This is a genomic window from Paenibacillus sp. 10L310 (genome assembly GCF_056395745.1).
Window position 1 is genome coordinate 23,386 of record NZ_JBFTKC010000027.1, and the last position, 26,233, is coordinate 49,618.

General features: G+C 47.8%; 28 protein-coding genes and 1 riboswitch. Of the genes, 9 read left to right on the forward strand and 19 right to left on the reverse strand.

The genetic code is table 11. The features are described 5' to 3' along the window. Positions 1-252 precede the first annotated feature (252 nt). From AC1DE7_RS29440 to AC1DE7_RS29500, 13 genes are all read right to left on the reverse strand, one after another. Positions 253-669, reverse strand: coding sequence for a pyridoxamine 5'-phosphate oxidase family protein (locus tag AC1DE7_RS29440; RefSeq protein WP_074093246.1), 417 nt, complete (start codon positions 667-669; stop codon positions 253-255). Between the two features lie 462 nt (positions 670-1,131). Then, positions 1,132-1,590 (reverse strand): NUDIX domain-containing protein, encoded by a 459-nt coding sequence (locus AC1DE7_RS29445; RefSeq protein WP_076253864.1) that lies wholly within the window; start codon positions 1,588-1,590, stop codon positions 1,132-1,134. 86 nt (positions 1,591-1,676) lie between these two features. Continuing rightward, positions 1,677-2,450: a LamB/YcsF family protein gene (locus tag AC1DE7_RS29450; protein ID WP_477535720.1), complete on the reverse strand. Its 774-nt coding sequence runs from the start codon at positions 2,448-2,450 to the stop codon at positions 1,677-1,679. After that, entirely contained in the window at positions 2,450-3,481 is a 1,032-nt protein-coding gene (locus tag AC1DE7_RS29455; RefSeq protein ID WP_477535721.1) for a 5-oxoprolinase subunit C family protein, read from the reverse strand. The genes AC1DE7_RS29450 and AC1DE7_RS29455 overlap by 1 nt, the downstream gene beginning before the upstream one ends. Further along, a complete protein-coding gene (pxpB, locus tag AC1DE7_RS29460) occupies positions 3,478-4,194 on the reverse strand; it encodes a 5-oxoprolinase subunit PxpB (RefSeq protein ID WP_477535722.1) in 717 nt (238 codons plus the stop codon). Before pxpB ends, AC1DE7_RS29455 begins: the two co-directional genes overlap by 4 nt. 37 nt (positions 4,195-4,231) lie before the next feature. Continuing rightward, positions 4,232-5,065 carry a DUF2785 domain-containing protein gene (locus tag AC1DE7_RS29465; protein WP_477535723.1) on the reverse strand — a complete coding sequence of 278 codons (834 nt, stop codon included), beginning with the start codon at positions 5,063-5,065 and terminating at the stop codon, positions 4,232-4,234. Between the two features lie 3 nt (positions 5,066-5,068). Next, positions 5,069-5,659: a histidine phosphatase family protein gene (locus tag AC1DE7_RS29470; protein ID WP_477535724.1), complete on the reverse strand. Its 591-nt coding sequence runs from the start codon at positions 5,657-5,659 to the stop codon at positions 5,069-5,071. Then, the gene (locus tag AC1DE7_RS29475; RefSeq protein WP_477535725.1) at positions 5,656-6,246 is read right to left on the reverse strand and encodes a DUF1572 family protein; all 591 of its coding nucleotides are present in this window, start codon (positions 6,244-6,246) and stop codon (positions 5,656-5,658) included. Before AC1DE7_RS29475 ends, AC1DE7_RS29470 begins: the two co-directional genes overlap by 4 nt. 68 nt (positions 6,247-6,314) lie before the next feature. Beyond that, entirely contained in the window at positions 6,315-6,644 is a 330-nt protein-coding gene (locus tag AC1DE7_RS29480) for a DUF952 domain-containing protein (RefSeq protein WP_101314894.1), read from the reverse strand. A 51-nt stretch (positions 6,645-6,695) separates the two neighbouring features. After that, positions 6,696-7,253, reverse strand: coding sequence for a GNAT family N-acetyltransferase (locus AC1DE7_RS29485; RefSeq protein ID WP_180361879.1), 558 nt, complete (start codon positions 7,251-7,253; stop codon positions 6,696-6,698). A 28-nt stretch (positions 7,254-7,281) separates the two neighbouring features. Further along, positions 7,282-7,641 carry a ribosomal maturation YjgA family protein gene (locus AC1DE7_RS29490; protein WP_477535726.1) on the reverse strand — a complete coding sequence of 120 codons (360 nt, stop codon included), beginning with the start codon at positions 7,639-7,641 and terminating at the stop codon, positions 7,282-7,284. Positions 7,642-7,693: 52 nt separating this feature from the next. Then, the gene (locus tag AC1DE7_RS29495; RefSeq protein WP_477535727.1) at positions 7,694-8,245 is read right to left on the reverse strand and encodes a GrpB family protein; all 552 of its coding nucleotides are present in this window, start codon (positions 8,243-8,245) and stop codon (positions 7,694-7,696) included. Between the two features lie 386 nt (positions 8,246-8,631). Then, positions 8,632-9,738: an Ig-like domain-containing protein gene (locus tag AC1DE7_RS29500; protein WP_253505265.1), complete on the reverse strand. Its 1,107-nt coding sequence runs from the start codon at positions 9,736-9,738 to the stop codon at positions 8,632-8,634. Between the two features lie 179 nt (positions 9,739-9,917). On the opposite strand from AC1DE7_RS29500, the gene AC1DE7_RS29505 reads away from it, so the two are divergent. Continuing rightward, positions 9,918-10,121, forward strand: coding sequence for a hypothetical protein (locus AC1DE7_RS29505; protein ID WP_076253873.1), 204 nt, complete (start codon positions 9,918-9,920; stop codon positions 10,119-10,121). Positions 10,122-10,349: 228 nt separating this feature from the next. Here the strand turns inward: AC1DE7_RS29505 and serS are convergent, their stop codons facing one another. Beyond that, a complete protein-coding gene (gene serS, locus AC1DE7_RS29510) occupies positions 10,350-11,648 on the reverse strand; it encodes a serine--tRNA ligase (RefSeq protein WP_477535740.1) in 1,299 nt (432 codons plus the stop codon). Between the two features lie 387 nt (positions 11,649-12,035). Here serS and AC1DE7_RS29515 point away from each other — a divergent pair, with 387 nt between their 5' ends. Then, positions 12,036-13,271, forward strand: coding sequence for an MFS transporter (locus AC1DE7_RS29515; protein ID WP_076253875.1), 1,236 nt, complete (start codon positions 12,036-12,038; stop codon positions 13,269-13,271). Positions 13,272-13,671: 400 nt separating this feature from the next. Here the strand turns inward: AC1DE7_RS29515 and AC1DE7_RS29520 are convergent, their stop codons facing one another. Then, positions 13,672-14,181 carry a DUF2798 domain-containing protein gene (locus tag AC1DE7_RS29520; RefSeq protein WP_477535728.1) on the reverse strand — a complete coding sequence of 170 codons (510 nt, stop codon included), beginning with the start codon at positions 14,179-14,181 and terminating at the stop codon, positions 13,672-13,674. Between the two features lie 174 nt (positions 14,182-14,355). Here AC1DE7_RS29520 and AC1DE7_RS29525 point away from each other — a divergent pair, with 174 nt between their 5' ends. From AC1DE7_RS29525 to AC1DE7_RS29555, 7 genes are all read left to right on the forward strand, one after another. Beyond that, a complete protein-coding gene (locus AC1DE7_RS29525) occupies positions 14,356-14,742 on the forward strand; it encodes a VOC family protein (RefSeq protein ID WP_076253877.1) in 387 nt (128 codons plus the stop codon). A 154-nt stretch (positions 14,743-14,896) separates the two neighbouring features. After that, the gene (locus AC1DE7_RS29530) at positions 14,897-15,514 is read left to right on the forward strand and encodes an NAD-dependent epimerase/dehydratase family protein (RefSeq protein WP_477535729.1); all 618 of its coding nucleotides are present in this window, start codon (positions 14,897-14,899) and stop codon (positions 15,512-15,514) included. 144 nt (positions 15,515-15,658) lie between these two features. Next, a riboswitch (TPP riboswitch) is annotated at positions 15,659-15,771 on the forward strand. Between the two features lie 306 nt (positions 15,772-16,077). Next, positions 16,078-17,118 carry an ABC transporter substrate-binding protein gene (locus AC1DE7_RS29535; RefSeq protein ID WP_036673166.1) on the forward strand — a complete coding sequence of 347 codons (1,041 nt, stop codon included), beginning with the start codon at positions 16,078-16,080 and terminating at the stop codon, positions 17,116-17,118. Between the two features lie 224 nt (positions 17,119-17,342). Beyond that, positions 17,343-17,633 (forward strand): thiamine-binding protein, encoded by a 291-nt coding sequence (locus AC1DE7_RS29540; protein ID WP_017690996.1) that lies wholly within the window; start codon positions 17,343-17,345, stop codon positions 17,631-17,633. After that, positions 17,633-18,391: an ABC transporter permease gene (locus AC1DE7_RS29545; RefSeq protein WP_036616724.1), complete on the forward strand. Its 759-nt coding sequence runs from the start codon at positions 17,633-17,635 to the stop codon at positions 18,389-18,391. The genes AC1DE7_RS29540 and AC1DE7_RS29545 overlap by 1 nt, the downstream gene beginning before the upstream one ends. Positions 18,392-18,428: 37 nt before the next feature. Further along, on the forward strand, positions 18,429-19,337 hold the full coding sequence (locus AC1DE7_RS29550) for an ABC transporter ATP-binding protein (protein WP_477535730.1): 909 nt from the start codon (positions 18,429-18,431) through the stop codon (positions 19,335-19,337). A 105-nt stretch (positions 19,338-19,442) separates the two neighbouring features. Next, the gene (locus AC1DE7_RS29555; protein WP_477535731.1) at positions 19,443-20,249 is read left to right on the forward strand and encodes a TatD family hydrolase; all 807 of its coding nucleotides are present in this window, start codon (positions 19,443-19,445) and stop codon (positions 20,247-20,249) included. Positions 20,250-20,570: 321 nt separating this feature from the next. Here the strand turns inward: AC1DE7_RS29555 and nfsA are convergent, their stop codons facing one another. The 4 genes from nfsA to AC1DE7_RS29575 all read right to left on the reverse strand — a co-directional run bounded on the left by nfsA (position 20,571) and on the right by AC1DE7_RS29575 (position 26,065). Continuing rightward, positions 20,571-21,314: an oxygen-insensitive NADPH nitroreductase gene (nfsA, locus tag AC1DE7_RS29560; protein WP_076253882.1), complete on the reverse strand. Its 744-nt coding sequence runs from the start codon at positions 21,312-21,314 to the stop codon at positions 20,571-20,573. After that, positions 21,307-21,906 carry a TetR family transcriptional regulator gene (locus AC1DE7_RS29565; RefSeq protein ID WP_076319536.1) on the reverse strand — a complete coding sequence of 200 codons (600 nt, stop codon included), beginning with the start codon at positions 21,904-21,906 and terminating at the stop codon, positions 21,307-21,309. The genes nfsA and AC1DE7_RS29565 overlap by 8 nt, the downstream gene beginning before the upstream one ends. A gap of 155 nt (positions 21,907-22,061) precedes the next feature. After that, complete coding sequence (locus tag AC1DE7_RS29570) at positions 22,062-23,222, reverse strand: YhgE/Pip domain-containing protein (protein ID WP_477535732.1); 1,161 nt, start codon at positions 23,220-23,222, stop codon at positions 22,062-22,064. A 353-nt stretch (positions 23,223-23,575) separates the two neighbouring features. Continuing rightward, positions 23,576-26,065 (reverse strand): heavy metal translocating P-type ATPase, encoded by a 2,490-nt coding sequence (locus AC1DE7_RS29575; protein ID WP_477535741.1) that lies wholly within the window; start codon positions 26,063-26,065, stop codon positions 23,576-23,578. Positions 26,066-26,233 lie beyond the last annotated feature (168 nt).

Consider the following 26,233-nt stretch of genomic DNA (forward strand, 5'->3'; position numbering starts at 1 on the left):
TACCCGCACATACCTAGGTAAGTTTACATTATCATGCGTGATTTCGACAATTTTTTCAACATTTTAGTAGGTATTTAGTGCTTATTATCTTTAAAATACGTATATTACATGTGTCTTACATGTATATCCAATTCAGAGTTATTCATCCATACCAAAAACCGTGAAACCTTAATGGCTTTCACGGTTGGATTAAACTCTGCGCGTATTTTCGCATAAGGACGCTACTTTGCAGAGGTTATGTTCATATTCGGATTATTGTTCCCACACATGATGTTCATGATCTTTCCCCGTGTATTCAATACGAGTCGGGGTAATGTCCAGAATGACATAGTTAGGATCATTAGGTCCATCGAACCACGCCTTCAGTTCGTCGTTCCACACTTGCTCACGCAAGCCTTCGTTCTTCGTCACTTCACAGGTTCCTTCAATCTCAACTACTTCCTTGGAACCACCAGCCTCATAACCTAGTAGCAGGCTAACATTCGGATTATTCTCCAGTTCCTCTACTTTGTGTGTACGGCGGTTCGTTGCCAGATGAATGTTCAGTCCATCGTTGAAAAGCGCCATATAGCGGGATTTCGGTTTACCATTCTCCACAGTGGAGAAGCTGCAAAAAGGGTTGTTTTCCAATGCTTTTACAATGTTTTGTTCCAATTCAGTCTGGTTCATGGGAAGTGCTCCTTTCGGTTTGAGGGGATGTTGGAAGAACTCTTGTAGGCGGCCGTTGCGGGTACGGATCGTTCTTTGGATCGCTGTTATCCCCGGATTTTTTTGATTCCCTTTTCTCAAAGGGAAGATCCGGTGATAAAGGCGAACGCTTTGCTTCCTCAGAATCGATTCCGTCCCCTCCACTACGTCTACTGTTCTTCCAATTTGAGGAGTGGGTAAGCTAAAGTTCAAACAGAAACCTGTACTTAACTTTGCAGGTTTCGTTTCTTTAGGTTTTATCCGCTCCGTTGCTGTGTATAAGTACAGTCAACTTACGTTAGGTGTAATAAGCCTGTACTTATAGTGTACCCACCTCACCTATGGTGAATCCATGAACCGATACGTTAACGTGACAAAATTGGAAAAGTTCTTTATAAAATTGTTTACATAAAGGGGTTAGCACGATATTGCTTCTTGGCTGATTTAATTCAGATCTCCAAGATAGATTGAAGAAGAGCCTGATTTAAGAAGCAATTCGCCAATTGTTTTTGGATATAAACGAATGTTGGACAGCTCTTCAAGTGCAATCCATTCCACGGCGACTTGGTGGTCATCTGGATTGGAGCCTTCAAAAACGGTTGCCTCCGGATCGATCAGGCTGCACGCAAAATAAAATTCAACCTGATGGATATCTGCATCCCACTCGGCGAATTCATGATTTTTACCGATATACTCCCGGATATGTAACAGCTCTCCCACGTTCACGGCCTGACCAATCTCCTCCAGACATTCGCGTGCGACCGCATCCTTGAGTTCTTCACCTTTCTCCTGTCCTCCACCTGGGAACACATAAGCGGTACCATATTGGTCTTCCAGCCGGATGACCAGCAATCGTCCATCCTGCACAATGACAGCCTTTGCCGAGTTGCGTATGGGTTTCATTCTGTTCATTCACTCCTTGTCATTCCAAAATTTCAAAATTCAATCCGAACAACCTGATACTACTATTGTTCTGCTGAACATTAATATCATCCCGTGGTATGCGCGGATAACTTAATGCCTTCCGATTCCAACACACGACGAATCTCTTGAGCAAATGCGAGAGCATATGCTCCGTCACCATGGATACAGACCGTCTCTGCCTTAATGGGAACCAACGTACCATCCGTGGATACAACGACTTCGTCTTTCACCATCCGAAGCACTTGAGCAATCGCTTGTCCCGATTCTTCAATGAGGGCTCCAGCTTGGCTGCGAGGAGTTAACTTTCCGTCCGTCCCATAGGTTCGATCCGCAAACACTTCGCTCACACTACGCAGACTGATGCGATCCGCGGCATGAATCAGCTCACTGCCCGCCAGACCATACAGATACAGTTCAGGCTGTACTTGATAGATCGCCTCGGTGATGGCTTCAGCAAGCTTCGCATCTTCTGCGGCCATATTGTATAAGGCACCATGTGGTTTTACGTGATGCATTCGCCCTCCGCTTGCCCGGACAAAGGCATCCAGCGCACCAATCTGATACACCACCATGTCATATGCTTCCCGTGGCGTAATGTCCATACGTCTTCTGCCAAACCCTTGCAAATCCGGCAACCCGGGGTGGGCTCCAATTGCCACCTGATGCTCCAATGCCCTCTCTACCGTCAGCCGCATTGTAGCCGGGTCTCCTGCATGAAACCCGCAGGCAATATTGGCTGATGTAATCAAGGGTAGAATGGCCTCGTCCGATAGCGTGCGATATATACCATAACTTTCGCCCAGATCACAATTGATATCCAAGGTTTTCGAGGTATTCATTAAGCGCCCCCCATTCCTGCCATTCTTCTGCGTATCAGCTTATCTATGAGTTGCATATTGATTTCCTGTTCCATATACAACTGTCCGGCTTGATCATGCGTAATCTTTTTAAAAGAAATTTGGGTTCCTGGCTTAGTCTGAGCCAGGATTGGCATATCCACCCGAGCTACCTGTGCAATGACAGGATAACCTCCAATCGTCTGATGGTCCGCCATCAAGATGATGGGCTGACCATCCGGTGGCACCTGCACCGTGCCATAGGTAACGGCTTCAGACAGCCGATCCAGGGGCTGATCCAGCTCCATTATGGAGCCTTGCAAGCGATAGCCCATCCGATCGGATTGTGGAGAGATCACGTATTTTTCGGCATAGAATTGTGCAAGACTCTCTTCGCTGAACAGAAAACTATCCTTGCTCTCCATCACACGAATAACAGGTTGCCCATAATAGTCAGGTCTTTCACGTTCAGATAAAAGCCACGCAGGCGCCAATATTCGGTGGTCCCGCTCACTCTCCTTTACCTGCTGCTCCATACGTTGCATCCAACCTTGCGCTTCGACAGAAAGTTCACCATTGGATAACAGATCCCCCACGCGCAAGGCTCGCCCATCCATACCGCCAAGATCTGTCTTGAGGTCTGTACTTCGACTGCCCATCACTTCAGGCACAGCTATTCCACCCGCAATCGCCAGATAACCACGCAAGCCATGACGACATGGGCCAAACTTCAGTACACTTCCTGCCCGCACCAACACAGGACGCCACAAAGGTACAGACAGATGATCCACCGTTGCCGTCAGATCGGCTCCACATAATGAGACTAGCTGGCTCTCCTGAAATCGAAGCTCTGGCCCCGTCATCGTCATCTCCAGTACTGCCGCATGTCGGGAGTTGCCCACAAGCATATTGGCTGCTCTGGCTGCAAAGGTGTCCATGACCCCGCCAGGATGAATACCATACCGGCGATAACCGGTTCTGCCTTCATCCTGAACGGTAGATAACAGACCAGGGCGAATCACTTCAATACTCATCGTTCGCCCTCCTTCCGCTTCAACGCCAGATAGTCCTGCATCGTAATCTGTTTGAATCGAACCCGATCACCTGCTACCAGCAAACTCGGTATGTTCTCTTCCGGCCGAAACAACCGGAGTGGCGTTTGTCCAATACATTGCCATCCCCCGGGTGTATCCACTGGATAGATTCCTGTCTGTTTGCCACCGATACCTACTGTGCCCGCCTCAACCCGAAGCCTTGGCGTTGCCCGTCTGGGCGTAGCAATCTGTTCAGACAAACCGCCGAGATACGGAAAACCCGGTGCAAACCCAATCATATGTACGAGATAATCCCCGGATGTATGAATCGCAATAACGTCTTCTGGGGTCAGTCCATGTTCACTGGCAACATAGTCCAGATCAGGGCCCCACTCGCCACCATAACATACGGGAATCGTGACCGTTCTGGGTTTGTATTGTACGGATTCCTTCATTTGATTCAACTGCTGAAGCAGAATCTTGCTTAACTGAGGGTAAGAGGAGATGAACGGATCATAAAATACTGTAACGGACGTATATGAAGGCACCCATTCGATCATGGCCGGCAGAGTGCTTTTTTCCAGCAAAGCACATACAGACATCACTCTGCGCTGCACAGGGTCAGACAATTGATCTCCACACTGGATGATAACCGCTGTCTCACCCAGCGGAGATAAGATCTCTTCCGTCCATGAATACGGCTGTTTGGTCATGCGCCATCTCCCCTTTTTCCAAACGTTTAGCGTATCGTTATTTATCTCTCTCCAATGCCTGCAATACCAGTGAACAAACTGCCGGAAACGGCTCATCTTCTTCTGTACGTATCGCAAGATACAGTGTCTGCAAAAACAGACGCACATTCAGGTTCCTATGACTGGTTTCCAGAAGTGATCTGTTCACCGCCTGGTCTCCTTGATGAAGGGAATCGATCCACGTCGTAATATCCTTTGGCTCCAACAGATTGCGACGCAGAATGGTAATCACAGCATGCGCTATTCGCTGATCTTCATCATGGATGTAAACCACACTTGATTCCGTTATTTTTACAGCGAGTGCATGCAGAAGTTCCAGCAGATCCGTTCGCTCCAGATATGGTGATTGTGCCAAGTCTTCAACCGCATCCGCCGCATGTGCGGGGGCATGTGCCCAGCCCTTGTTATCGGCGTAGCCGCGAACATCTTTTTCAAGCTCCAGATATGTAGTCAACCGATGATGAATCCCTGCGATATCCTCTTTGTTCAAGAAGGGTTGCTGACGATCCACATTCAGAATGGGAGGCAGTAACAATACGGAGAACGTCCGCGTAAACACACTATCCGTTCCCTGCTCTCCGATCCCATAGAACAAGTGCTGATCGTCCAGCGCCAACTGCAACATATGCCTTAGATGATCTTCCGAAAATACACCCTGTCCAATCCATGTTGCAAACGTAACATAGATCAATTCATCCCGCAGGACAGGATCAGTACTACCAATATGCTTCATCATATGCAGTGCCAATTCGTAAGGCTGTTCCTCGTGATCAATGGAATGATTAGACGACTGAATATGCTGTAATTTTTGTTTTAACGTCAGGGCATCCATCCATTAAGACTCCCCGGGCGAATCCAAATGCACGCTGCAATTGTACAGTTCACATTGCCACGTATTCTCATTCTTGGCGATCCGGGTAATGGATGTGTTGGACAGCTTCACGCTGATATCCAGTTCAGGCACCAGTCCTCGCAGTGTATTCCGCAGGACGGCCCCATGACTGACAACAATCACTCTTCCATCGGGGTGCTGCCGTACAATATCTTCAAGCACCGCACTACCTCGAACAGTCCCTGCATCTACAAGCTCACGTCCCAGATCCAGAGTACTCCAGTCCGCTCCCCACTTGGCTAACCGTTCCTCTTCCGTCGTTCCTTCGACCTGTCCTCCGCCCATCTCGCGAAGTCTAGGGTCCAGATGAATCTCCTGAATGCCCAAGCGATCACCAATGATGCGAGCTGTCTCACTTGCACGCTCCAAGTCACTTGAATAGATGGCATCCCAGGATTCCTCGGCCAGTCTCGCGGCAAGTAAAACTGCCTGTTCCCTGCCTTCCTGATCCAGTGGATTATCCGTCTGTCCCTGCGAACGTTTTTCCTTATTCCACGCTGTGCTTCCATGGCGAATCAATGCAATTTGAGTCATTGTTGTTCCTCACCTTTTTCTATATGAAGTTCATCTTCTGTAAAATGTTTGCGTGCCTTCGGCTTGGCAAATTTGCCTCCATTATATTGAGAAGACCCGTTTCTCGGAATAGAGAGACTGTCCCAAGCTGTTTCTTTGAGCATTTTCGCGGCAAATACAATCTGCCCGACATGATACGGATAATGCGCCAATTGCCGAATAATAGCCTCCATGACGGTGTGTCCTTCATTGCGAATGTATATGATGTGAGACAATTGTTCCGGGGTAAACGAACGAATAGCTTCGAGTAGGCATGTCCAGCCTTCCTCCCATTTAGCAAGCAACTCTTCCCTGGAAGCAATATCATTCACGAACTCGGCGTCCCGTTCACGCCACGGTTTCTCACCATCTGTTGTCAGTACATCCGTCCAACGGGACAGCATATTGCCCCATAGATGTTTTACGATAACCGCAATGCTGTTCGCGTCTTCATTCCAGGATTGAAACAATTGCTCGGAATCCAGTTGTGCCATGGCTTTTTCCCCGAGCTGCTTGTAATACAAGAATTGCTTCTCCGCTGTCTCCAAAAAAACCTGATTCATATCCATCCGTTAACCACCCTTCGGAAAAGTATGTTGTCCCCAGATCATGTTCAAACAGAAGCGTCACATGTTATTTATTCAGGAAATGAAAACGTACCGTCTGCATTCGGTTCAAATGGAATGACTTTGCGAACCGCATCCAGATTGAGCTCTCCATAGATATGTGGATATAGTTCATTTAATTCGTAGAGATCCTCATACACCAGTTCTGGCTCTAACGCCTTCTCATCAATACTAAGTAATAATAGATCCGTGCGGCCTGCATAATATTGCCCGGCTACCCATGGAATTTGTTCCTTAGTGGAACAATGAATGAATCCGTCTGTCTCCAGGCTATCTGGTGCATACTCAGTCCCCTTTGACACTTGCTCCCACAACGAACGGGAAATAATACTATAGATCATGGTTCTGCCTCCTTCAATTTCTGCGATGTACCCTATGAGTCATTGGAAGTATTATAGATCATCCCGGATACGGGAGTACAATTTTTGATCCGTAAATACACCTTTGATCTTCAACTGTTTGCGTAGCAAACCTTCGTACGACATACCCAGCTTCTCCATTACGCGTGCAGAGCCTATGTTGCCTGCATTACATTTCCCCTCCAACCGATTGCAGTCCAGTTCCCGAAAGCAATAATCCACGATGGGTTGCATCGCTTCTGCTGCGAGCCCCTTACCCCATTGACTGCTGGCTATCGCGTACCCTAGTTCAGCACTCTGCATGGGTTCGTTGAGATGAAAAATGCCACCTCTCCCAATCAAGGTCCCTGTTTCCTTCAAAATAAAAGCCCAGATATGTACCGTTTTCCGTTCATAATTATCCAGTACCCGCTGAATATATTGAATTGAATCCTCCACCGTCTCATGGTAGTTCCACAAGCTTTGCTGACTCACTCGCGGATCAGAGGCAAACGCATAATATTCATCAAGATCATCCATCGTAAGCCGCCTCAGTTTTAACCGCTGTGTTTCGAATTCGGGCAATTCGGCAAAAAGTTTTTCTACATTCATGCAGCACACCTCCATGATTCACTTGAGTTCATGATCCAGCCATCTTATTTCTCAGGAAATAACGATCTATCATAACCATGCACAGAATACCGACCGTATATCGAATCAGATCGATCACCAGAAAACCATGTCCCAAAATAAGAGCACCTAATACGGTAGAACGTATCTCAATCAGCCAAGGCGTCTGAATCAACTGCGAGAACTCAATCATCCAGCTGAATACACAGCTCAAACACATCGCCCATACCAAGCTGCGATGAGGCCACACCATGCGTACTCCGAAATAAATCATGCCCGCCCAACATGCATCCCCGAAATGTTCATGCACCCAACCCGGCAATCGTTCACCAAAGTGTCTGGATACGAGTCCTGCCGCCATGGTCATCATGACTGCTAAGAAATAGATCAGCCTGTCTCTGATAAGTACGCTTTTCAATCAATCACACGCCTTCATCAAGCACTTGTAAAATAAATTGCGTTTTGGCAGCGGTATACGATTCCCTATCTTCCTTGTTCTCATCAGCAAGCTTTGTCTTCAGGACGGCGTAAGCTTCCACCAGATCTGGGCGTTTTCTCAGCACATCCCGAAACCGAATTTGACGATCCCAGCGTTCTTCTCCCGGGCGCATCAGATGCAGGTGTACAGCTCTCTTGCCATCCTTAACCCTGACCCAGAATCGTCTGTACTCCCGTCCATCCAGTTCAGGCGGAACGTAGTTCCAGCCCAACGGATTCAGCTGATCCGCAATCAGATCCATGTCATCCCATGACTGTACCTCTGCCATCAGATCAATAATGGACTTGGCGGGTAACCCTGGAATGGACGTGCTTCCGATATGTTCGAATTGATGAATATTAAACTGCTCTAGAAGACGTTTGAGTTGCCGGATTTCATCCTGAGCCTGCGCATCCCAATTGGGATTGGCCGGAGCAATCTCTACCGACTCTGTCGCCCAGGCAGGCCAATTTTCCGGTTGCATTGGATCTTTCATTCAGGTATCTCCTCTTCACCATGACATTTTAAATGGTAACCTTCTCTGTATTTTTCATAGGTGCGTTGCTTCATGCGCTTAATCGTAGCACTCCGTTGAAATGTAAGTATGGAACTTAGGGATAGAAAAAGATATTTCAGGTAAGCCAGATCACTAGAGTTAGAGTCTGAGCTTATAATCGAAGCTTTCATATTCATCCCATCCAATCCCCTTATATAGTTGTTGAAGCAGAAGGCATTTCAGATACATATTTCTATATATCCAAAAAAGGAGCGTATGTCTACGCCCCTTGGTTGTCTGTTACCTTGATGATATTGATGATTTTAACGATGTCATGTACTGAAACTAATTTTTGGATCATGCAAGATGCTTTATTATATGAAGATTTATTTTACCGTAACAGGGATCGTCACTTTTTTATTGCCCCATTTGGCCGTGATGGACGTTTTCCCTTTGCTTACAGCCACGATCTTGCCATTTGTTACTGTCGCTACGCCCGGCTTTGTGCTACTCCATACCGCGCTGTTCGTCACAACAGTGGTTTTACCCGTATCATACTGGGCCATCACACTCAACGTTGTACTTCCCTGTGGAGACAAAACCAGTTTTTTCTGGCCTGTAATGAGCTTTTTGAGCAAAGGTACAACGGTAACCTCTGCCTTTATTGTCTGATTTTGATAAGTTCCTGTCAAGGTGGCTTGTCCCTCGGTCAGTGTCTTAACGGCTCCATTTTTCACGATAGCTACATTTGTGTTGGAAGAGGTCCATACGATCTGTTTCGAAAGGTTGATCGTTTTGCCATTTGCGTAGGTCCCGATGACCTTCAACGCCTTGGACTTCTTGATGTTCAGCTGCATTGTGGCAGGAGTGACTTCAACTTTGGTAATCTCATCCGTCACAGCAACGGGGACTTTCACGATCGTTGTTCCATATTTGCCTTGCAGCAATACTCTGCCAGGTGTAACGCCTTTGATTTTACCGTTTTCCAGCACAGCCGAAGAAGTGGATACGGACCACACAATCTCAGACGTCACATCCTCTTCCTTACCATTCGCACGGGTAATGCTTACTTTCGGAAGGGTGCTTTCACTGCCTTTAACAAAACTGTAGGATTTCGGTGAAGCTTTGATGCTTTTGATCTTCTCCTGCACTTGGACAACCAACTGGGCTTTAGCCCCGTCTACTTCTGCAAAAATCGTTGCTTCGCCCGCGGCCACAGCCTTGACTTTGCCTTTCACCATCGTCGCAACCGCTGCATTACTGGTGGACCAAGTCACGCCTTGGGTAACATCCTGCTTGTTATCAAAACCTTCTACCGTTGCCATCACCTGAAGCGCAGCTGTTTCGGAGACACTCATTTTCTGCGGGCTGCTATTGGTTATTTCAATCGATGTCACGTCACCAGTAGCCGCCAAGGCCAACGAAGGGACCAGTACGGTCAATGCAATCATTAGAGCAAGTGTGCCTCGAAGCGCCAGTTTGATTCTATTCATTTCAATATCCATCTCCCATAATCCAATATTTTACTTCTATTATATTATATCGGATACGAATTGCATAAAGTTGAATAACGTGAGTGAGCGTCTTGGAACAATTCATGATTTTCATTGTATAATATGGGAAGGTCGCGTAATACTGTTTTAATAAACCTTAAAAATGAGGTGGGATATGTATGATCGAAAAGAATTTGCTTGATATGGTTTCACCTAAAAATAACCGTAAACGTATGAAAGCTATCGTCACTTCGACATCCACCAAGATTCGTCCTGAAGACGAAATGGTTCTATTGATGAAAACAGCCCGCAATCGTTTCAAAAAAGCCCTTGAATCTGGACAAATTGAAATCATTAACGAGCGTGAATGGAAGCTGCGTTAACATTTAAGAAATAACTTTATTTACTTACATAAACGAAGAAATTTTAATCAAAGAAGTAAGCTATATCTTAGGTTCAAGCACTTACCAGATCAGTTAAATTCAGCACAAAATATTAGGAGATCGGTTCGTTAAATAGTGTTACCGTTTAAAAGGGGATGTCCATCGTCACATGCAACATGACGTGTGGAACATCCCCTTTTTGAATTACTAAAGCGTTACCTAACCTCTCTACTTCACTTCATCCTGCTCTGGCAAAATCAAGCTCTCGGCCCCGCCCATATAGGGCCGCAGGGCTGCCGGAATGTGAATGCTTCCATCCTCCTGCTGATGATTCTCAAGCAAAGGAATCAGGATACGCGGCGATGCCACCGCCGTATTATTCAAGGTGTGACAATACGCCAACTTGCCTTCGGCATCGAGGCAACGAATATTTGATCGGCGAGCCTGAAAATCATGCAGATTCGACGACGAATGCGTTTCTCCATATGCACCGCGGCTTGGCATCCAGGTCTCGATGTCATACTGTTTGTACGTTTTCTGCGACATATCCCCGGTACATACAGCGACAACACGATACGGCAGTTCCAGTAATTGCAGCAATTCTTCGGCGTGTCCTGTAATCTCTTGCAACATGCGCTCCGATTCTTCCGCATCAGGAGCACAGAGAATGACCTGCTCAACTTTGGCAAATTGGTGCACACGGTATAATCCGCGTACATCCCGTCCGCCGGAGCCAACTTCACTGCGGAAACACGTCGATACTGCGGCCAGCTTCACAGGCTCTTGAACATCAACAATCTCATCCGCATAATACGAGACCAGCGGCACTTCAGAAGTTCCCACCAGCCACTTGTTCTCCCCTTCGAGTTCATAGACCTGATCTCGACCGGTTGGGAAGAATCCGGTGTTCACCAGCGCATCCTCCCTGACCATCAGCGGAACCTCCATCGGTGTGAAGCCGTGCTTCAGAAGCAAATCAAGCGCAAGTTGCTGTACTGCTCGATGTAATAACAGGCCAGCGCCTTTTAATACATAGCTTCGCGTACCGCCAATCTTAACTCCACGGGGAATATCGATGAGATCATGCAACTCCCCAAGTTCCACGTGATCTTTGGTGTAATACTCGAACGTTGGCACCTCTCCCACACGTCGCAGCTCTACATTGTCTGCGTCCGACGAGCCATTGGGGGTATCCGGGGATACGATATTGGGTACCAGCCATTGCAGCTTGGTTACTTCCTCCTGCACAGGGGCGAGCCTCGCTTCCACCTGATCCAACTGTTCATTGATCTGTTTCACCTGAGCCCGCAAACCCTCGGCCTGTTCCCGATTCCCGGCTTGCATGAGTCTGCCAATATCAGCAGATAACGTATTGCGCAACCTGCGACCTTCTTCCGATTCCTGCAAAAGTGTCCTGCGTTCCTCATCCCGCTCTAACAATGTGCGAATGTTGATCTTGATTTTTTTCCCGTCTGCTGCGGCCTGAACCTCTTCTGCATGTGCACGAATCCACTTCATTTCTAACATGGTCACCGTCTCCTTTGGCTGTAAAAATACAAAGAGCGCCCTCATCCCTTGGGACGAGGAGCGCTCTGCTCGCGGTGCCACCCAACTTGCTGAATCAGGATATCCTGCTTCCAGCCTCTTGGTCCGCGATAACGGGCGGTTCCGGTTAACTTGGGGAAATATCGCTCCCCTGGCGAAAACGCCTCCGAGTTGGATGCTCTTCAACGGCATGGTCCGATCTGTAATTGTTGGTCTCAGTATATACGAACGCCGGACCAGATTGCAACCTTCTGTATCGATCAGGAATTCATGGCACAACGTAACATGTCCTGTTATGATAGACTTTGTCTTCAAGATTGCGCTTTATTGTGATCCTCAATTTATGTATATAAGTAGAAGGGGTTCTTTATGAAAAAATTACTTTGGATCGGATGTCTGTCCTATTTCCTGATTGGACTTGCCCACGTTGTGCTCGGTTCCATTCTACCGGTTGCACTTGAACATTACGGCAAAGATTATAGCCAAGGCGGAACGCTGATCTTTGCCCAATTTGCCGGATTCCTGGGTGGTGTATTGTTATCTCCATGGCTGAACAGACGCTTTGGTAAACGGGGAGGCCTGTTAATCGCCACAGCGTTGCTCTGTATTGCAGAATTATCCTACATGCTGCTGCCACCATGGGGCTGGATGTTCGTCATTGCACCCGCTGCCGGCTTTGGATTCGGAATGGTTGAAGCTGTTATTGGCACCATTATCATCGCTGCAATCAAAGACAATACAGCCGTTGCTATGAGTCGACTGGAAGTGTTATTCGGGATTGGGGCGATGGTCATGCCGCTCATTGCCAGCGGTCTGATTGCTGCCGGATACTGGCGTCTCTCCTTTCTCGTTGTTGCGATCTGCGCAGCGCTGACCTTTGTTTTCTGGGCGAAAGGATCATTCGGTGAACTCGATAAGTTTCTGGAGCGACAGAGTTCGAATCATGCTTCCGTAAATACGCACTCTGCTGGGACATCGGGTGAGATGCATCCCGCATCTGCAAGTACATCCAGTCCAACCTATCGTGGCCGTAACAGGACTCTTCTGGTATTATTCGTCCTGTTCTTCTTCCTCTATGTTGGCACAGAGATGAGTCTTGCGAACTTCATGCCGGCGATCCTGATTGAGAAAATGAACATGAAGGAAGCCGGAGCAGCCCTTAGTGTCACCTGTTTCTGGATTGCCATGTCCGTGGGACGGCTCTTCGCCGGTTATATCGCAGAGAAATTCCAATACCGCGTATATGTCCTGTACAGTTGTCTTGCATCTGTTCTCTTGTTAATGATATTTCCATTTACAAACCAAATCTGGTCTGCATTTCTCATCATCTTACTGCTTGGACTTGCGATGTCAGGGATATTCTCCATTGCCCTTGTCTTCGCCAGTAAACTGTTGCCCGGAACAGAAGAATCCACACCTAGCATTTTGATTGCCTCAGGTGGGGTTGGCGGTGCCATTCTGCCTTTGACTACGGGATGGAGTCTTGATCATCTGGCGGTTAATCAGTCTGCATGGATGCTTGCGATCTTTGCAGTTGGCCTGCTTGTCATTAGCGTAATCACGTTTCAATGGCAGAACAAACATATAGCCAATTCTGCGACTTAACAGTTCTGTGTTGATCCAGTCCTGAGGATTAGAAATACCTATTAAAGAAATTGAAATGTCCACCGCCATGACCTGACGGTGGACATTTTTTTGTAGCGTTACTCTGTTCTAACGAACCTAGCACACGCTATCCCCCTCCATTTCCGCATGTTTGAAATCTAACGAATCCTAGAGACGTTATTATAGATAATTAGCTTCAATTAAATGTCTCGTTGGAGGTTTTTTTGCATAATAACACCGCTGAGATTCGTTAGGTTTTCATTCCCTTAGGAACTTGCCTAATAAGGTGTCCTCGATTCGTTAGCGCTGTTTTGCCTCTCTCATCACCTTTCATTAAAGGTGAGAATAATATCTATTCATTTGCACAAGATTGCCCAGGAAATACTTATGGTCAACCAAATCACACACTTTTATTAACGACAGGCATTACGGGCCCGTTATCCTTGATGAACTTACCGAATACATATCGGACGAGTGGTCCCAGAACGATCAACTGATATGGAAGCGCAAGGCTGAAGTTACGAGCAATGGTATGGAGATACGTACGGAGTACGGATGACCCACTTAATTGATCAGCGAGATATGCCGAGATCATTCCATACATGGACATGATCAGAACCATGCCAATCACCATGAAAAATGACATGACGAGCACACCCAGAATCTTGTAGGACTTGTCAAAGGGCAAAGAGAATGCAATCTTTCTCGCCACAGGGCCAACAATGAAAGACTCCACCAGAAACGCGATGACAAAACATAATATGAATTGAAGCAGTATTTCAAGCGGGGACATCTTGCCGAGTAACCCACTGTGCCATAGATTGAAGAACATCATGACCAAGACCATTCCTATACACATCATTAATCCGAAAATAATTTGTTCCTTCTTGCTGGTTGGCAATTCTCTCATCCTCTCTGTTTACCTTCGTAATTATAGAGATGAGGAAACCCTTCACATAAGTGAACATTTTGTGAACAATTATGATTTTTCCATTTTAAAATTGGATTTGACAACCATGTAGTACAGCTCTATGATATCCCTTAAAATGGTAGAAACATTCACTACATAAGGAGGTTTTTGATTGTGAGTTTTCAAAAGCGCATTGACCACGTCGGCATTGCCGTTCGTGATCTGGAGACCACGCTGCGTTTCTACACGGAGATCGTTGGTCTTGAATTGAAAGACCGGGTGACCCATACCAACGGCGTCATTCAGCTTGCCTTCCTTGGCTTCAATGGAAGTAATGAGACTGAGATTGAGTTAATTCAAGGATACAGCGACAAGCTACCTTCTGAAGGTACGGTGCACCATTTTGCGATCCACGTGGATGATCTTGATTCTGAGTACAAACGCATTCAATCCACCGAAGCCGAATTTATCGACGGAGAGATTATCACACTGCCTAACGGTTACCGCTATTTCTTCATCTATGGACCTGAAAAGGAATGGATTGAGTTCTTCCAGCGCTAAGAATTGGAGCTGATTTCATGAACATTTTAATTACTGGCGCAGCCGGAAAAATTGGACGTGACTTGTCCCAACACTTGCAGAAGCATTTCGCCTGCGACTAACGGATTTAAATATCGACAGACTGCATACGTATCAAGGGACCAGCCATGAGATCATGACACTGGATGTGACAGACCCCGAAGCCTGTCAGCGTGCTTGCGAAGGCATGGATGTGGTTGTACATCTGGCTGGAGATCCTTCCCCGAATGCCGGATTTTATGAATCGTTGTTGGACATCAATATCAAAGGTACATTTAATGTATTCCGTGCAGCTAAAGACCAAGGTGTACGAAGAGTCATTCTTGCAAGCAGTGCACAGACGATTGAGGGGTATCCCATTGATGCTCAAGTCTATCCGGACATGCCAACACGTCCACGGAATTTGTACGGGGTTAGCAAATGTTTTGGAGAATCGCTCGCTTCCTATTTTGCGTATACCGAAGGTTTACAAAGTGTAGCAATACGTATAGGTGCATATGATGATTTTCAACCGGACGGACCCGTGCTGGAGGCAAGGGATATGAGCGCGTATATTAGTCCGGCTGACTTGTGTGATTTGATGTTCAAAGCAATTACAACTACCGATCTGGAACCCTTCACCATACTGCATGGGATCTCGAATAATCGGTTTAAACGATTAAATCTGGAAAACACTCAGAAACAGGTAGGTTATGACCCAAAATCCGATGCTTTTGCACTCAGTCAGATTGCCTTATATGATTCCCCACGATAATTATTGAAAATAACACATCCAAACAGGCTGTTATACATATGTATAACGGCCTGTTTGATAACTTATACGTGTCCCTATCCAGTTCATGACTGGACACGTTCCACCCGCTGGCCTATAATTACACCTAGTAATGCCCGTAACTTCATAGTTTCCCAGGGGAGTCGGAATTGGCCGGCTGAGAGTGTATCCCACCAAGATACTAACCCTTAGACCTGATCTGGATCATGCCAGCGTAGGAATCGGAGTATATCGAAATGGCACAGCCCTATGGCTGAACGCCACCTCTCTAACGCCTGCACGCGTCCCGGAATACGGGGCGCTTTTTTTGTTACTATCAGAAAGTATAAGTTTGGAAGCATCACCTTCCTGATATTGCAAGAAAAACTGCCGCTAAGCGCAGTCTGGCTTCCTTGAATGACATCGATGGACGTTTTACTTGTTCAAAAATAACGTCATCCGGATCTCAACTGGTATAAATCTGTCGATTTATGCAAGATGATTGGATATGAAGCCAAGGAGTACCCCGTGCCAATCGGCCGGACATACCGAAGGAGAGACCACAGATGAAATGGCGTAAAACGATGGGATTGTTGCTCTTGTGCGTGCTTATGGTGACTGTAGCCGCATGTGGTGGCAAAGAAGCTGCCCCAGCTGGGCAGAACGGCAACACAAATACGGAAAGCAGCAACGAAGGTGACACTGCCGCCCTGAAAGATATTAAAGTGGTGCTCGACTGGACACCAAATACGAATCATACAGGCCTGTATGCAGCTGTAGATCAAGGTTTTTATAAAGCCGAAGGCTTGAACGTGGAGATTGTACAACCAGGTGCCGGTGGCGCAGATACAATGGTTGCCTCCAATGAAGTGCCTTTTGGCGTAAGTTATCAGGAGAGTGTAACTCAAGCCCGCACACAGGGTGTTCCATTGGTCTCCATCGCAGCAGTTATTCAGCATAATACATCTGGTTTCGCTGCTCCGGCGGATCGGAATATCAAGTCACCGAAAGATTTTGAAGGTAAAACCTATGGCGGTTGGGGTTCCCCAGTCGAAGAAGCCGTGATGCAATCCATTATGGAAGGCGACGGAGCCGATGTATCCAAAGTGAAAAACATTAACATGGGTGACGCCGACTTTTTCACCGCAGTGAAACGAGACATTGATTTTGCATGGATTTTCTACGCTTGGACGGGTATTGAAGCCGAACTGCGCGGGGAACCGATCGACATGTTATATGTGAAGGATTATTCAGATGCATTGGATTACTACACGCCTGTACTAGTAACAAACGAGCAGACGATCCAAAACGACCCTGAGTTGGTGAAAGCATTCCTGAAAGCCACTTCAGAAGGATATCAATACGCAATTGATCATCCCGAAGACGCAGCCAACATTCTGATCAAGGCCGTACCGGATCTGGATAAAGACTTGGTACTGGCAAGCCAGAAATGGCTTAGTCCAAAGTACACAGATGACGCCCCACGCTGGGGTGAGCAAAAGCAGGAAGTGTGGCAGAACTACACCGACTGGATGTTTAGCAAAAAACTGCTGGATGAACAGATCGATGTGAGCAAGGCATATACGAACGAGTTCTTACCCCAATAAAATTTCTCATATAAAACGAACTTAAATTTTACACGAGGACGGAGAGGACAGAAATAACGTGAAAAAGCGAAGCGGTCGCCTTTATCACCGGATTTTCCCTTTAGAGAAAGGGAATCAAAAAAATCTGGGGATAACAGCGATTGGAAGGTTATTCTGTCATCGAAGTGGCAAGTGTAACAGTCATTAGTTCATTTTATATATCACGAAAGGAGCCGTGATCTCTCATGGCAAGCACACTACTTAGTATTCAGGTTATCCCGAAAACGCCAAATGGCGAGAACTCTTATCCTTACGTTGATCGAGCCATTGAAGTTATTCAGCAATCTGGCTTGAAGTATCAGGTGAATGCGCTCGACACAACGATGGAAGGTGAACTGGAGGAACTGCTGGAAGTTGTACGTAAAATGCACGAGGTACTTGTGGAGGCTGGCAGCCCAAGCATCATCTCCCAGATCAAAATCGCCCATAGCCCTACTGGCTTCAGCATGGATACCCTGACGGAGAAGTATCGCTAATGCCTGCCTATTTCAAAAGTGTATGGCCGCCCATTGTGGCGGTTATTCTCTTTATAGCGATATGGCAGGGAGCCGTCTCCCTCTTCCATATTGAGAAATGGATGCTGCCTGCACCGTCCGACATCGCCCGCGAAGCGGCAACCCAGGCCGAACGGCTTGGCATGCACGCTTCCGCAACCATTCAGTTAACGCTGATTGGATTCGCCGCTGGAACAGCGGTTGGATTACTGATTGCGATGGTGCTACATTTAGTCCCTTTTCTCAAGTCAGCCCTGTATCCTTTACTTATTCTTAGTCAAAATATTCCGACCATCGCGCTCGCGCCGCTCCTGTTAATCTGGTTCGGATTCGGGCTACTGCCCAAGCTGATTACGATCATTCTGGTCTGCTTCTTCCCCGTTGCAGTGGCGGCCATGGATGGCTTGACCCGTACTGACGCGGCGATGATGAACTATATGCGCATGGCTGGTGCGAAACGTCATCAGATCTTCTGGAAGCTGGAGCTCCCCCATGCGCTGCCATCCGTGTTCTCCGGTGTCAAAATCGCCGCTACCTATAGCGTGATGGGCGCCATCATCGCCGAATGGATTGGTGCAGACAAGGGTATTGGTTATTATATGATGCTGCAAAAGTCGGCTTATCGTACGGACCGCCTATTCGTGGCGATCATGATTATTGTCGCGCTCAGCTTGCTGCTCTTCCTGTTCATTGCCCTGCTGGAGAAGTTGCTCGTGCGCTGGCGGCCACAAAAGCGGTAGTAAAGAAGTAATCTGTATATTAGGAAGTGATGACCATATGAATCGGCAACAGGATGAACAAGTCCAGCCTGGACGAGGAGCAAGTGTAATGGAGCCAACGCACGGTGAAAAGTTTAACTCGGCTACGCCTGATCGACCTGCCAACACGACTCCTGCTCCGGTTCCACCTGCACTGGACGTTGTTAATGTTCATGCATCATTCCGTGAACGGCGCAACAAGCTACCGGTTCTGAACGGCCTGTCCCTGACTGTGGAGCAAGGCGAGTTTGTTGCTATCGTTGGACCTTCTGGCTGTGGCAAAAGCACTCTGTTCCATATCATCGGCGGTCTGCTTAAGCCACAGGAAGGCCAAGTACTTATGAACGGTCAGAATGTAACGGGACAGCGTGGCAAGATTAGTTATATGCCGCAACAGCCCGCCCTTTTCCCGTGGCGTACCATTGAAGATAATGTACTGCTTGCTGGTGAAGTAGCTTCAAGTGCTCCACCTCGGGCCGAAGCACTTGCAGAGGCTCGAAAGTGGTTAAGCAGCGTGGGTCTTGCCGGGTTCGAGCAGGCCTATCCTCATATGCTGTCGGGCGGAATGCAGCAGCGTGCTGCATTTCTGCGTGCCCTGCTCAGTCCGCAGGAACTCATGCTGCTGGACGAACCTTTCAGCGCACTGGATGCACTGACACGTAGCGACATGCAACGCTGGCTGCTCGATATCTGGGAACAGAACCGCCGCTCGGTGCTGTTCATCACCCACAATATCGAAGAAGCATTGCTACTTGCAGATCGGGTCTATGTATTATCCAACCGACCTGCAACGGTGTTGCACGAGGTACATGTTCCTTTTGATCGCCCAAGACGAGAAGAAATTACGGAGGAATCCGCTTTCCTGGAGCGTAAACGGCAGATTGCACAGTGGATGCGAGAAGAACAGCAGAAAGCCCGCCTATCTTGATAGTGCGGGTTTTTAAGTTATTTATTTCCTTTAATGGGTGATCCGCCATAAGAAATTCTGCGTAACATAGTTAGAATATAACTGAACACAAGGAGGAATTCCCTCGTGCATTCTCAAGCTTTTGCACCATTAATTGATGCTCATATTCACTTCGATCAGTATACCCCTGACGAACAACGCGAGATGCTGCTATCGTTTCCGTCTCAGCAGGTCGAAGCAGTCATTGCCGTGTCCATGAATCTCGCTTCTGCCAAGACCAATCTGGAGCTTGCAAAACAACATCCACGTAACATCTATCCGGCCTTCGGTTTCCATCCGGAACAGGAACTGCCGTCCATTGCAGAAATGGACCTCTTCTTCCAATGGATCGAGAAGCATATGGGACAAGCCACAGCCATAGGAGAAGTTGGCCTTCCCTATTACAATCGTCAGGAAGCGGAGCAGGCAGGGCAACGCTTCGATCAGAGCGGGTACATTGAACTGCTTGAACGTTTCATCCAACTTGCCAAAAAGTATAACAAACCACTTGTCCTTCATGCGGTATACGATGATGCGGATATCGTCTGTGATTTGCTGGAGCAATATCAGTTCCGACGTGCTCATTTTCACTGGTTCAAAGGTTCTCGCCAAACCGTAAGGCGCATGGCGGACAACGGTTATTTCATTTCCTTCACGCCGGATATTCGGTATGAAGAAGAGATTCGTGAACTCGCCCGGCAATATCCATCAGAACAAGTGATGGCCGAGACCGACGGACCTTGGCCCTTCGAAGGACCATTTCAGGGACGAATGACACACCCGGCCATGACCAGACAGGTCATCCAGGCATGGAGTGAAATCACTGGCATGGGAACCGAGCGGGCCGCCCGGCTCTTTTATCAGAACACAAAGCGTTTCTATGGCTTAACTTGAGTACAATCAGGTAACAGCAAGTACACTCGCTTGTCCTGCCAGCACAGCACAAAGAAGCCAGTCGGCTTCGCCCCGACTGACTTCTAGTCTACTATTATATATCAGTTGAACTAAATTTTTACACAGGAACGTAGAGGACAGAAATAACCTGAGGAAGCAGAGCGGTCGCCTAAAAGCTTTCTGAAAGAAAGCTACTTCGGAAGCATACGCTATCACTAGATTTTCACCTTCACAAAAATTGGATCAAAAAATCTGGGGATAACAGCGATCGGAAGGTTGTTCTGTCATCGGAGTGGCAAGTGTAACTACCTTCAGTTCAACTTAACGCTTCAAGAATCCTTTGCCTTCCAGGAACGGTCTCACTTGCAACCGTGTCGGCTCAGTCAGGCGCTTCGCCATCAGTTCGGACCATGGAGTCGTTCTTTCACCATTAGTCCGTTCTTTCATGTACGCCGTCGTTGTCTCATCATACTGCTCAACACCTTTGATGCTCTGCTCGGCATTATAACGATTACGATGCAGAACTGCATTAAGTGGCAGACGCGGGCGAATTCCCGTTTCCTGATCTGCAACACCAATACACATGCCATACACCGGATATACCCCTTCCGGCAATTCCAACAGCTCAGCAACTTCCTCAATCCGGGTACGAAGCCCGCCAATATATACGATTCCGAACCCTAGTGACTCCGCTGCAAGAGCGGCGTTCTGGGAAGCAAGTGCAGCATCAATCGTGGCTACCATGAAATTCTCGGTTGAATCGGCATACGATTCCTTCTCAGGAAGATGACGATTCGCAGCATCACTCAGCCGATACAGATCAGCACACCATACAAGAAATACCGGACATTCATTGACATAGGCCTGGTTACCTGCCAATTCAGCCAGCTTGGCTTTTTGCTCTAAGTCAGTCACAGCAATTACGGTATATGCTTGCACACTACTTGAAGAGGAAGCCATCTGCCCAGCCGCTACGATAGCTGCAAGCTGCTCATCACTTACCGGGTCTGGCTTGTATTTGCGTACAGAGCGGTGTTTCATCATCAACTCAATGGTTTCATTCATGGCTGTTCACTCCCAATCCTCGTAGTACGAACTCAATTGTCTGCTCAGCAAGCTCGTCTGTATTCATATCCTGATAATCAAAGCCAAATCGTGAATTCTTGGCCCGTTTGTGCGCCAAAGCCACACCCATAACCTGAAGCATCGCATAAGATACGGACTCGACCTGGAACAATCCCTGGTCTTTTCCTTCTTGCAACAGGTCCCTCACTCGGGTCCATACAGGGTCTAGAAAACGAAATACGGTTGCTGTACGATGTGTACGCAGTGTAATTTCAAGCTGCACAATATCGCTCATCTCCCGATCCGTCATCGTGAACTTCACAACTTCACCAATAATTCGTCGGATACCTTCCACAGGCGAGGACATGGACTCTTCAGCCAGCGCGTTCATCATATGCCCAGGGAAGAAATGCTCAAATAATGCTTCGAACACCTTTTCTTTGCCCCCAAAATGATAAGACACCAGCGACACATTGGCACCTGCCTCATCACATATTTGACGAACACTCGTCCCGTCATACCCCTGCTGTGCAAAAAGCTTCTTGGCTGCAAGCAATATCCTCGTTTTGATATCCAACTCCGGTTCAGTCATTCCGTCCCGCTCCCTCTTGTCCGTTCATCTCATTCGCTCCAGCTCAAGGACTGTAGCCAGCGAATCATCTGTCTATTATATTACACCAAGCACCCCGATGAAAATCATCGGGGTGCTTGTCCTATCCTATGATGCAATGGTATACATCTGCTGTATTAGTTGTTTGCTTGAGCAGGGCTTGGAGCCATAGCTGGCATGCGTTGTTTTTTCAACAACGTCACGACCAGTGACAACGCAACGGCAACCAACAGTACAATCACGATAGAGCCCGCAGCAGACTGAACTCCTGGGCCTCCCAACTGCACGCTCAGAATACCCTGAACGGCGTATGTTGCAGGCAGGTACTGCCCAATGCCGCTATAGAAGCTGTTCAGCAATTCACGCGGTACCATAGCACCGGAGGATACCAGTTGCAAGGACAGTGAGATGATGTTGAACAGACTTCCCGCTGGTCCGAAGCAGATCAGGAAGAACTGGGAGAAGAACATGAACGTGCACAGGAAGAGCGCCTGGAACAACCAGAATGCAACGAATCCTTGTGCAATCTGTCCTCCCAGTGCCACGATCAGTGATGATCCCAGCAAGGAAACAACCAATGCGGAACCCACATTAATGACTACTCTCGCGCCAAACAAAGTCAATCGGGAATAAGTGGATGACAGCATACCCATGGCTGTCTGGAGATTCATCCCCATGATCATGGCACCTACATAGGAAGCCAGTACCATCATCATTGGCACCATCTGATTATTCATCCCGTTAACCGGGTTGATGGACGTTGTCGTTCCCTCCACTCGGGTAGTCAGGTTTGTAGCGGCTTCAGCAGCCTGATCGGCAGGTGCACCTGAAGCGGTCAATACCGTCTGTACCCCTTGTGCTGTAGCTTGTTTGTTAATCGTGTTTGTCACACTTTGTGATACACCTTGCATCATGCTTTTGATCGTAACCGGGTTCGCTTCATTAATGGTGTATTTAATCTCGGCGGTTGAGCCAGCCGTCTGAAGCAATTCGTTAAACCCAGCCGGGATATCCAGCACCATGTGTACTTGGTGATGATTCAGCTGATCCAAAGCTTCAGCCGCACTTAGATTGGATACGGTATGGAAAGGCAGTGTTCCTGCGAGCGAATCCGCGATTCCTTTGGACATTTCTCCGTCCTCGTTCACAATCGCAACCGTCAATTCTTTCGCACGGTCATTTACTCCAGAATATGCGGTCATCCAGATCACGCTAAAGATCACTTGGAACATAAGTGCTGTTACGATCCCTACAATCACTGGCGGTTTTTTTAACAATGTACGTAAAGCCTGTAACATAAAAGGTGTCCTCCATTACTCAAATAGTTCTAATTTGATTTAAACAGTTGTTTGAATCAAACGATCGTTTAAATTTTATGTGAATATGTCCATATTGTCAACTCATTTTTTGAAAAATTCAGAAAACGTAAGCTTTATTCATGAATACAATTGATCCATTTTCACAAAAGTGCATTATGCTTTCCTTTCTCCGTAGAAAAGAACATCTAATACCAACGATTCAGGCTTACTTTCTAGCGACTCAACTGTATTTTTCTCAACAAAAAACACGGTCCGCCGCAGCGAACCGCGTATTTATTCATCCTCACTTCATTGACAATGACGCGTTGATTATATCTCCAAACAAAGGTCGGTCAGTCATTTCTCTTCAGCTTCATGCGTTGCAGACGTAGGGAATTCAGGACAACCGACACGGAGCTGAACGCCATTGCCGCCCCTGCCAGCCATGGAGCCAAGAAGCCAACTGCCGCAATGGGAATACCAATCACGTTGTATCCGAGTGCCCAGAACAAGTTTTGTTTGATGTTCCCCATCGTGCGCCGGCTCATCTCAATGGCATCTGCAATACTGTTCAGATCACCACGCATCAACGTAATATCCGCCGCTTCCATCGCTACATCCGTTCCTGTTCCGATCGCCATCCCAATATCCGCTGTAGCGAGTGCCGGAGCATCATTAATGCCGTCACCTACCATCGCGACTTTCAGGCCACTCTCCTGAAGTTTCTTCACTTCCGCAGCTTTACCCTCCGGCAGAACCTCAGCCAGTACTTTACCGATCCCTGCCTGTTCAGCTACAGCGCGAGCTGTTCGCTCATTGTCTCCCGTAATCATGATGACATCGATCCCCATCGCCTGAAGACGACCAATGGCTTCACGGGAAGTATCCTTGATGGTGTCAGCCACAGCTACGATCCCTGCCCACTGACCATCCACCGCTACTAGCATCGCTGTACGCCCTTGTTCCTCCAGACGGTTCATCTGCTGAACGGTTTCTTCAGAGACATTCACCTGTGCATCTGCAAGCAAACGCCGCGTGCCGACCAGAATTTCTTGCCCTTTTGCTGAAGCTCGCACGCCGTATCCCGGTATGTTCTCGAACTTCTCTGTTGGGGTTAGCTCCAGACCCTTGGCACGAATACCTGCAACAATCGCCTCTGCCAGCGGATGCTCGGAACTCTGTTCGGCCGCTCCCACTCGCTCAAGCAGATCAGATTCCGTCCAATTCGGAGCCGTGACAACATCGGTAAGGACCGGTTTACCTTGGGTTACTGTACCTGTTTTGTCGAGCACCACGGTCTGAATCTGTTGTGCCGACTCCAGATGTTCGCCGCCCTTGAACAGAATGCCATATTCAGCCGCACGTCCTGATCCAGCCATGACAGAAGTCGGCGTTGCCAGCCCTAGTGCACATGGACAAGCAATGACGAGCACGGCAATCGCTTTTTCAAGGGAACCGGCGAAGTCACCCGGACTTGCAAACAGATACCAGATCAGGAATGTCAGCGCAGCTATGCCGACAACAATCGGAACAAAAATGCCTGAAATGACATCTGCGATCCGCTGGATCGGTGCTTTGGAGCCCTGAGCTTGCTCGACTACTTTAATAATCTGGGACAAAGCCGTATCCGATCCCACTCGGGTCGCACGCAGTCGTAATACCCCGTTTTTGTTCAGCGTAGCACCTGTAACGGGATCTCCTGGCTTTTTATCCACGGGAAGGCTCTCTCCACTAAGCATGGATTCATCTACTGAGGATTGCCCTTCTTCAACGATACCATCCACCGGGATGCTATCACCCGGCTTCACCAGAACCAAGTCACCCACCGCGACATATGCGGCAGGAACCATCACTTCCTGTCCATCCCGGATGACATGGGCTTCACGTGGAGCCAGTTCAATCAGGCTTTTAATCGCCTGTGAAGAGCGACCTTTCGCCACAGCTTCGAACCATTTTCCAAGCAAAATTAACGTAATCAGAATTGCACTTGTCTCATAATAGAGTTCTACCGAAGGCATGGCGGCGGCTGTGCTCGTTCCCATTGCCCCATGATCCATGGTTGTAGAAGGTAAGTACCCACTGGATAACGTCAGATAGAGACTGTAGAAAAACGCTGCACTGGTACCCAATGCGACGAGAACGTCCATATTGGCACTGCGGTTACGTAAGGCTTTGTACGCCCCCACATAGAATTGCCATCCAATCACGAACTGTACCGGCGTTGCCAGCAGTAGCTGGAACCAAGGGTTCATGAATAGTTCAGGGACATAGATTCCGGATGTGAACGAGAAATGCCCGACCATTGCCCACAGCAAAGGAATCGATAACAACGCAGATATCATCCATTTCCACTTTTTGCGTTGCAGCTCACGTTCACGAACCGATGTGGTCTCTTCTTGTGTCAATTGCAGTTCAGCACCGTATCCCATCTGCTTGATTTTGGCGGTAATATCCGAAGGTTTCAATGCGCCAGCGGCATATTCGATATGCCCTGTTTCCAGCGCCAGATTCACATTCGCCTGAGATACCCCCGGTAGTCGGGAAAGACCTTTTTCAATCCGCGCAGAACAGGCAGCACACGTCATACCTGTGATGTTCAGATCAACCGATTCTGACACCGTACCGTAGCCCAATGCTTCCACCTTATCTCGCAACGCATTCACGTTGGTTGTCTTCGGATCATAAGATACGGTTGCCTGTTCGATGGCCAGATTCACATTGGCCTGCTGCACCCCTTCCATGCGGGACAATCCCTTCTCCACTCGCGTCGAACATGCAGCACAGGTCATCCCCGTGATGTGCAGTGTTGTCTTTAGTCCTGGTGCGTCTGCCATAGGTGGCATTGGTGTGGGTTCGGACGATCTATCCATTGGTTTATTCGTTGAGTTATCCATCATGTCAGCTCCTTTCATGTCGATTCAATTTATTGTATTTTGCATTAACATACCCCCAATGGGTATATATCAGACAGAAAATTAGGCTTAAACCTGACTCTTGGGAAAAGGTACTCT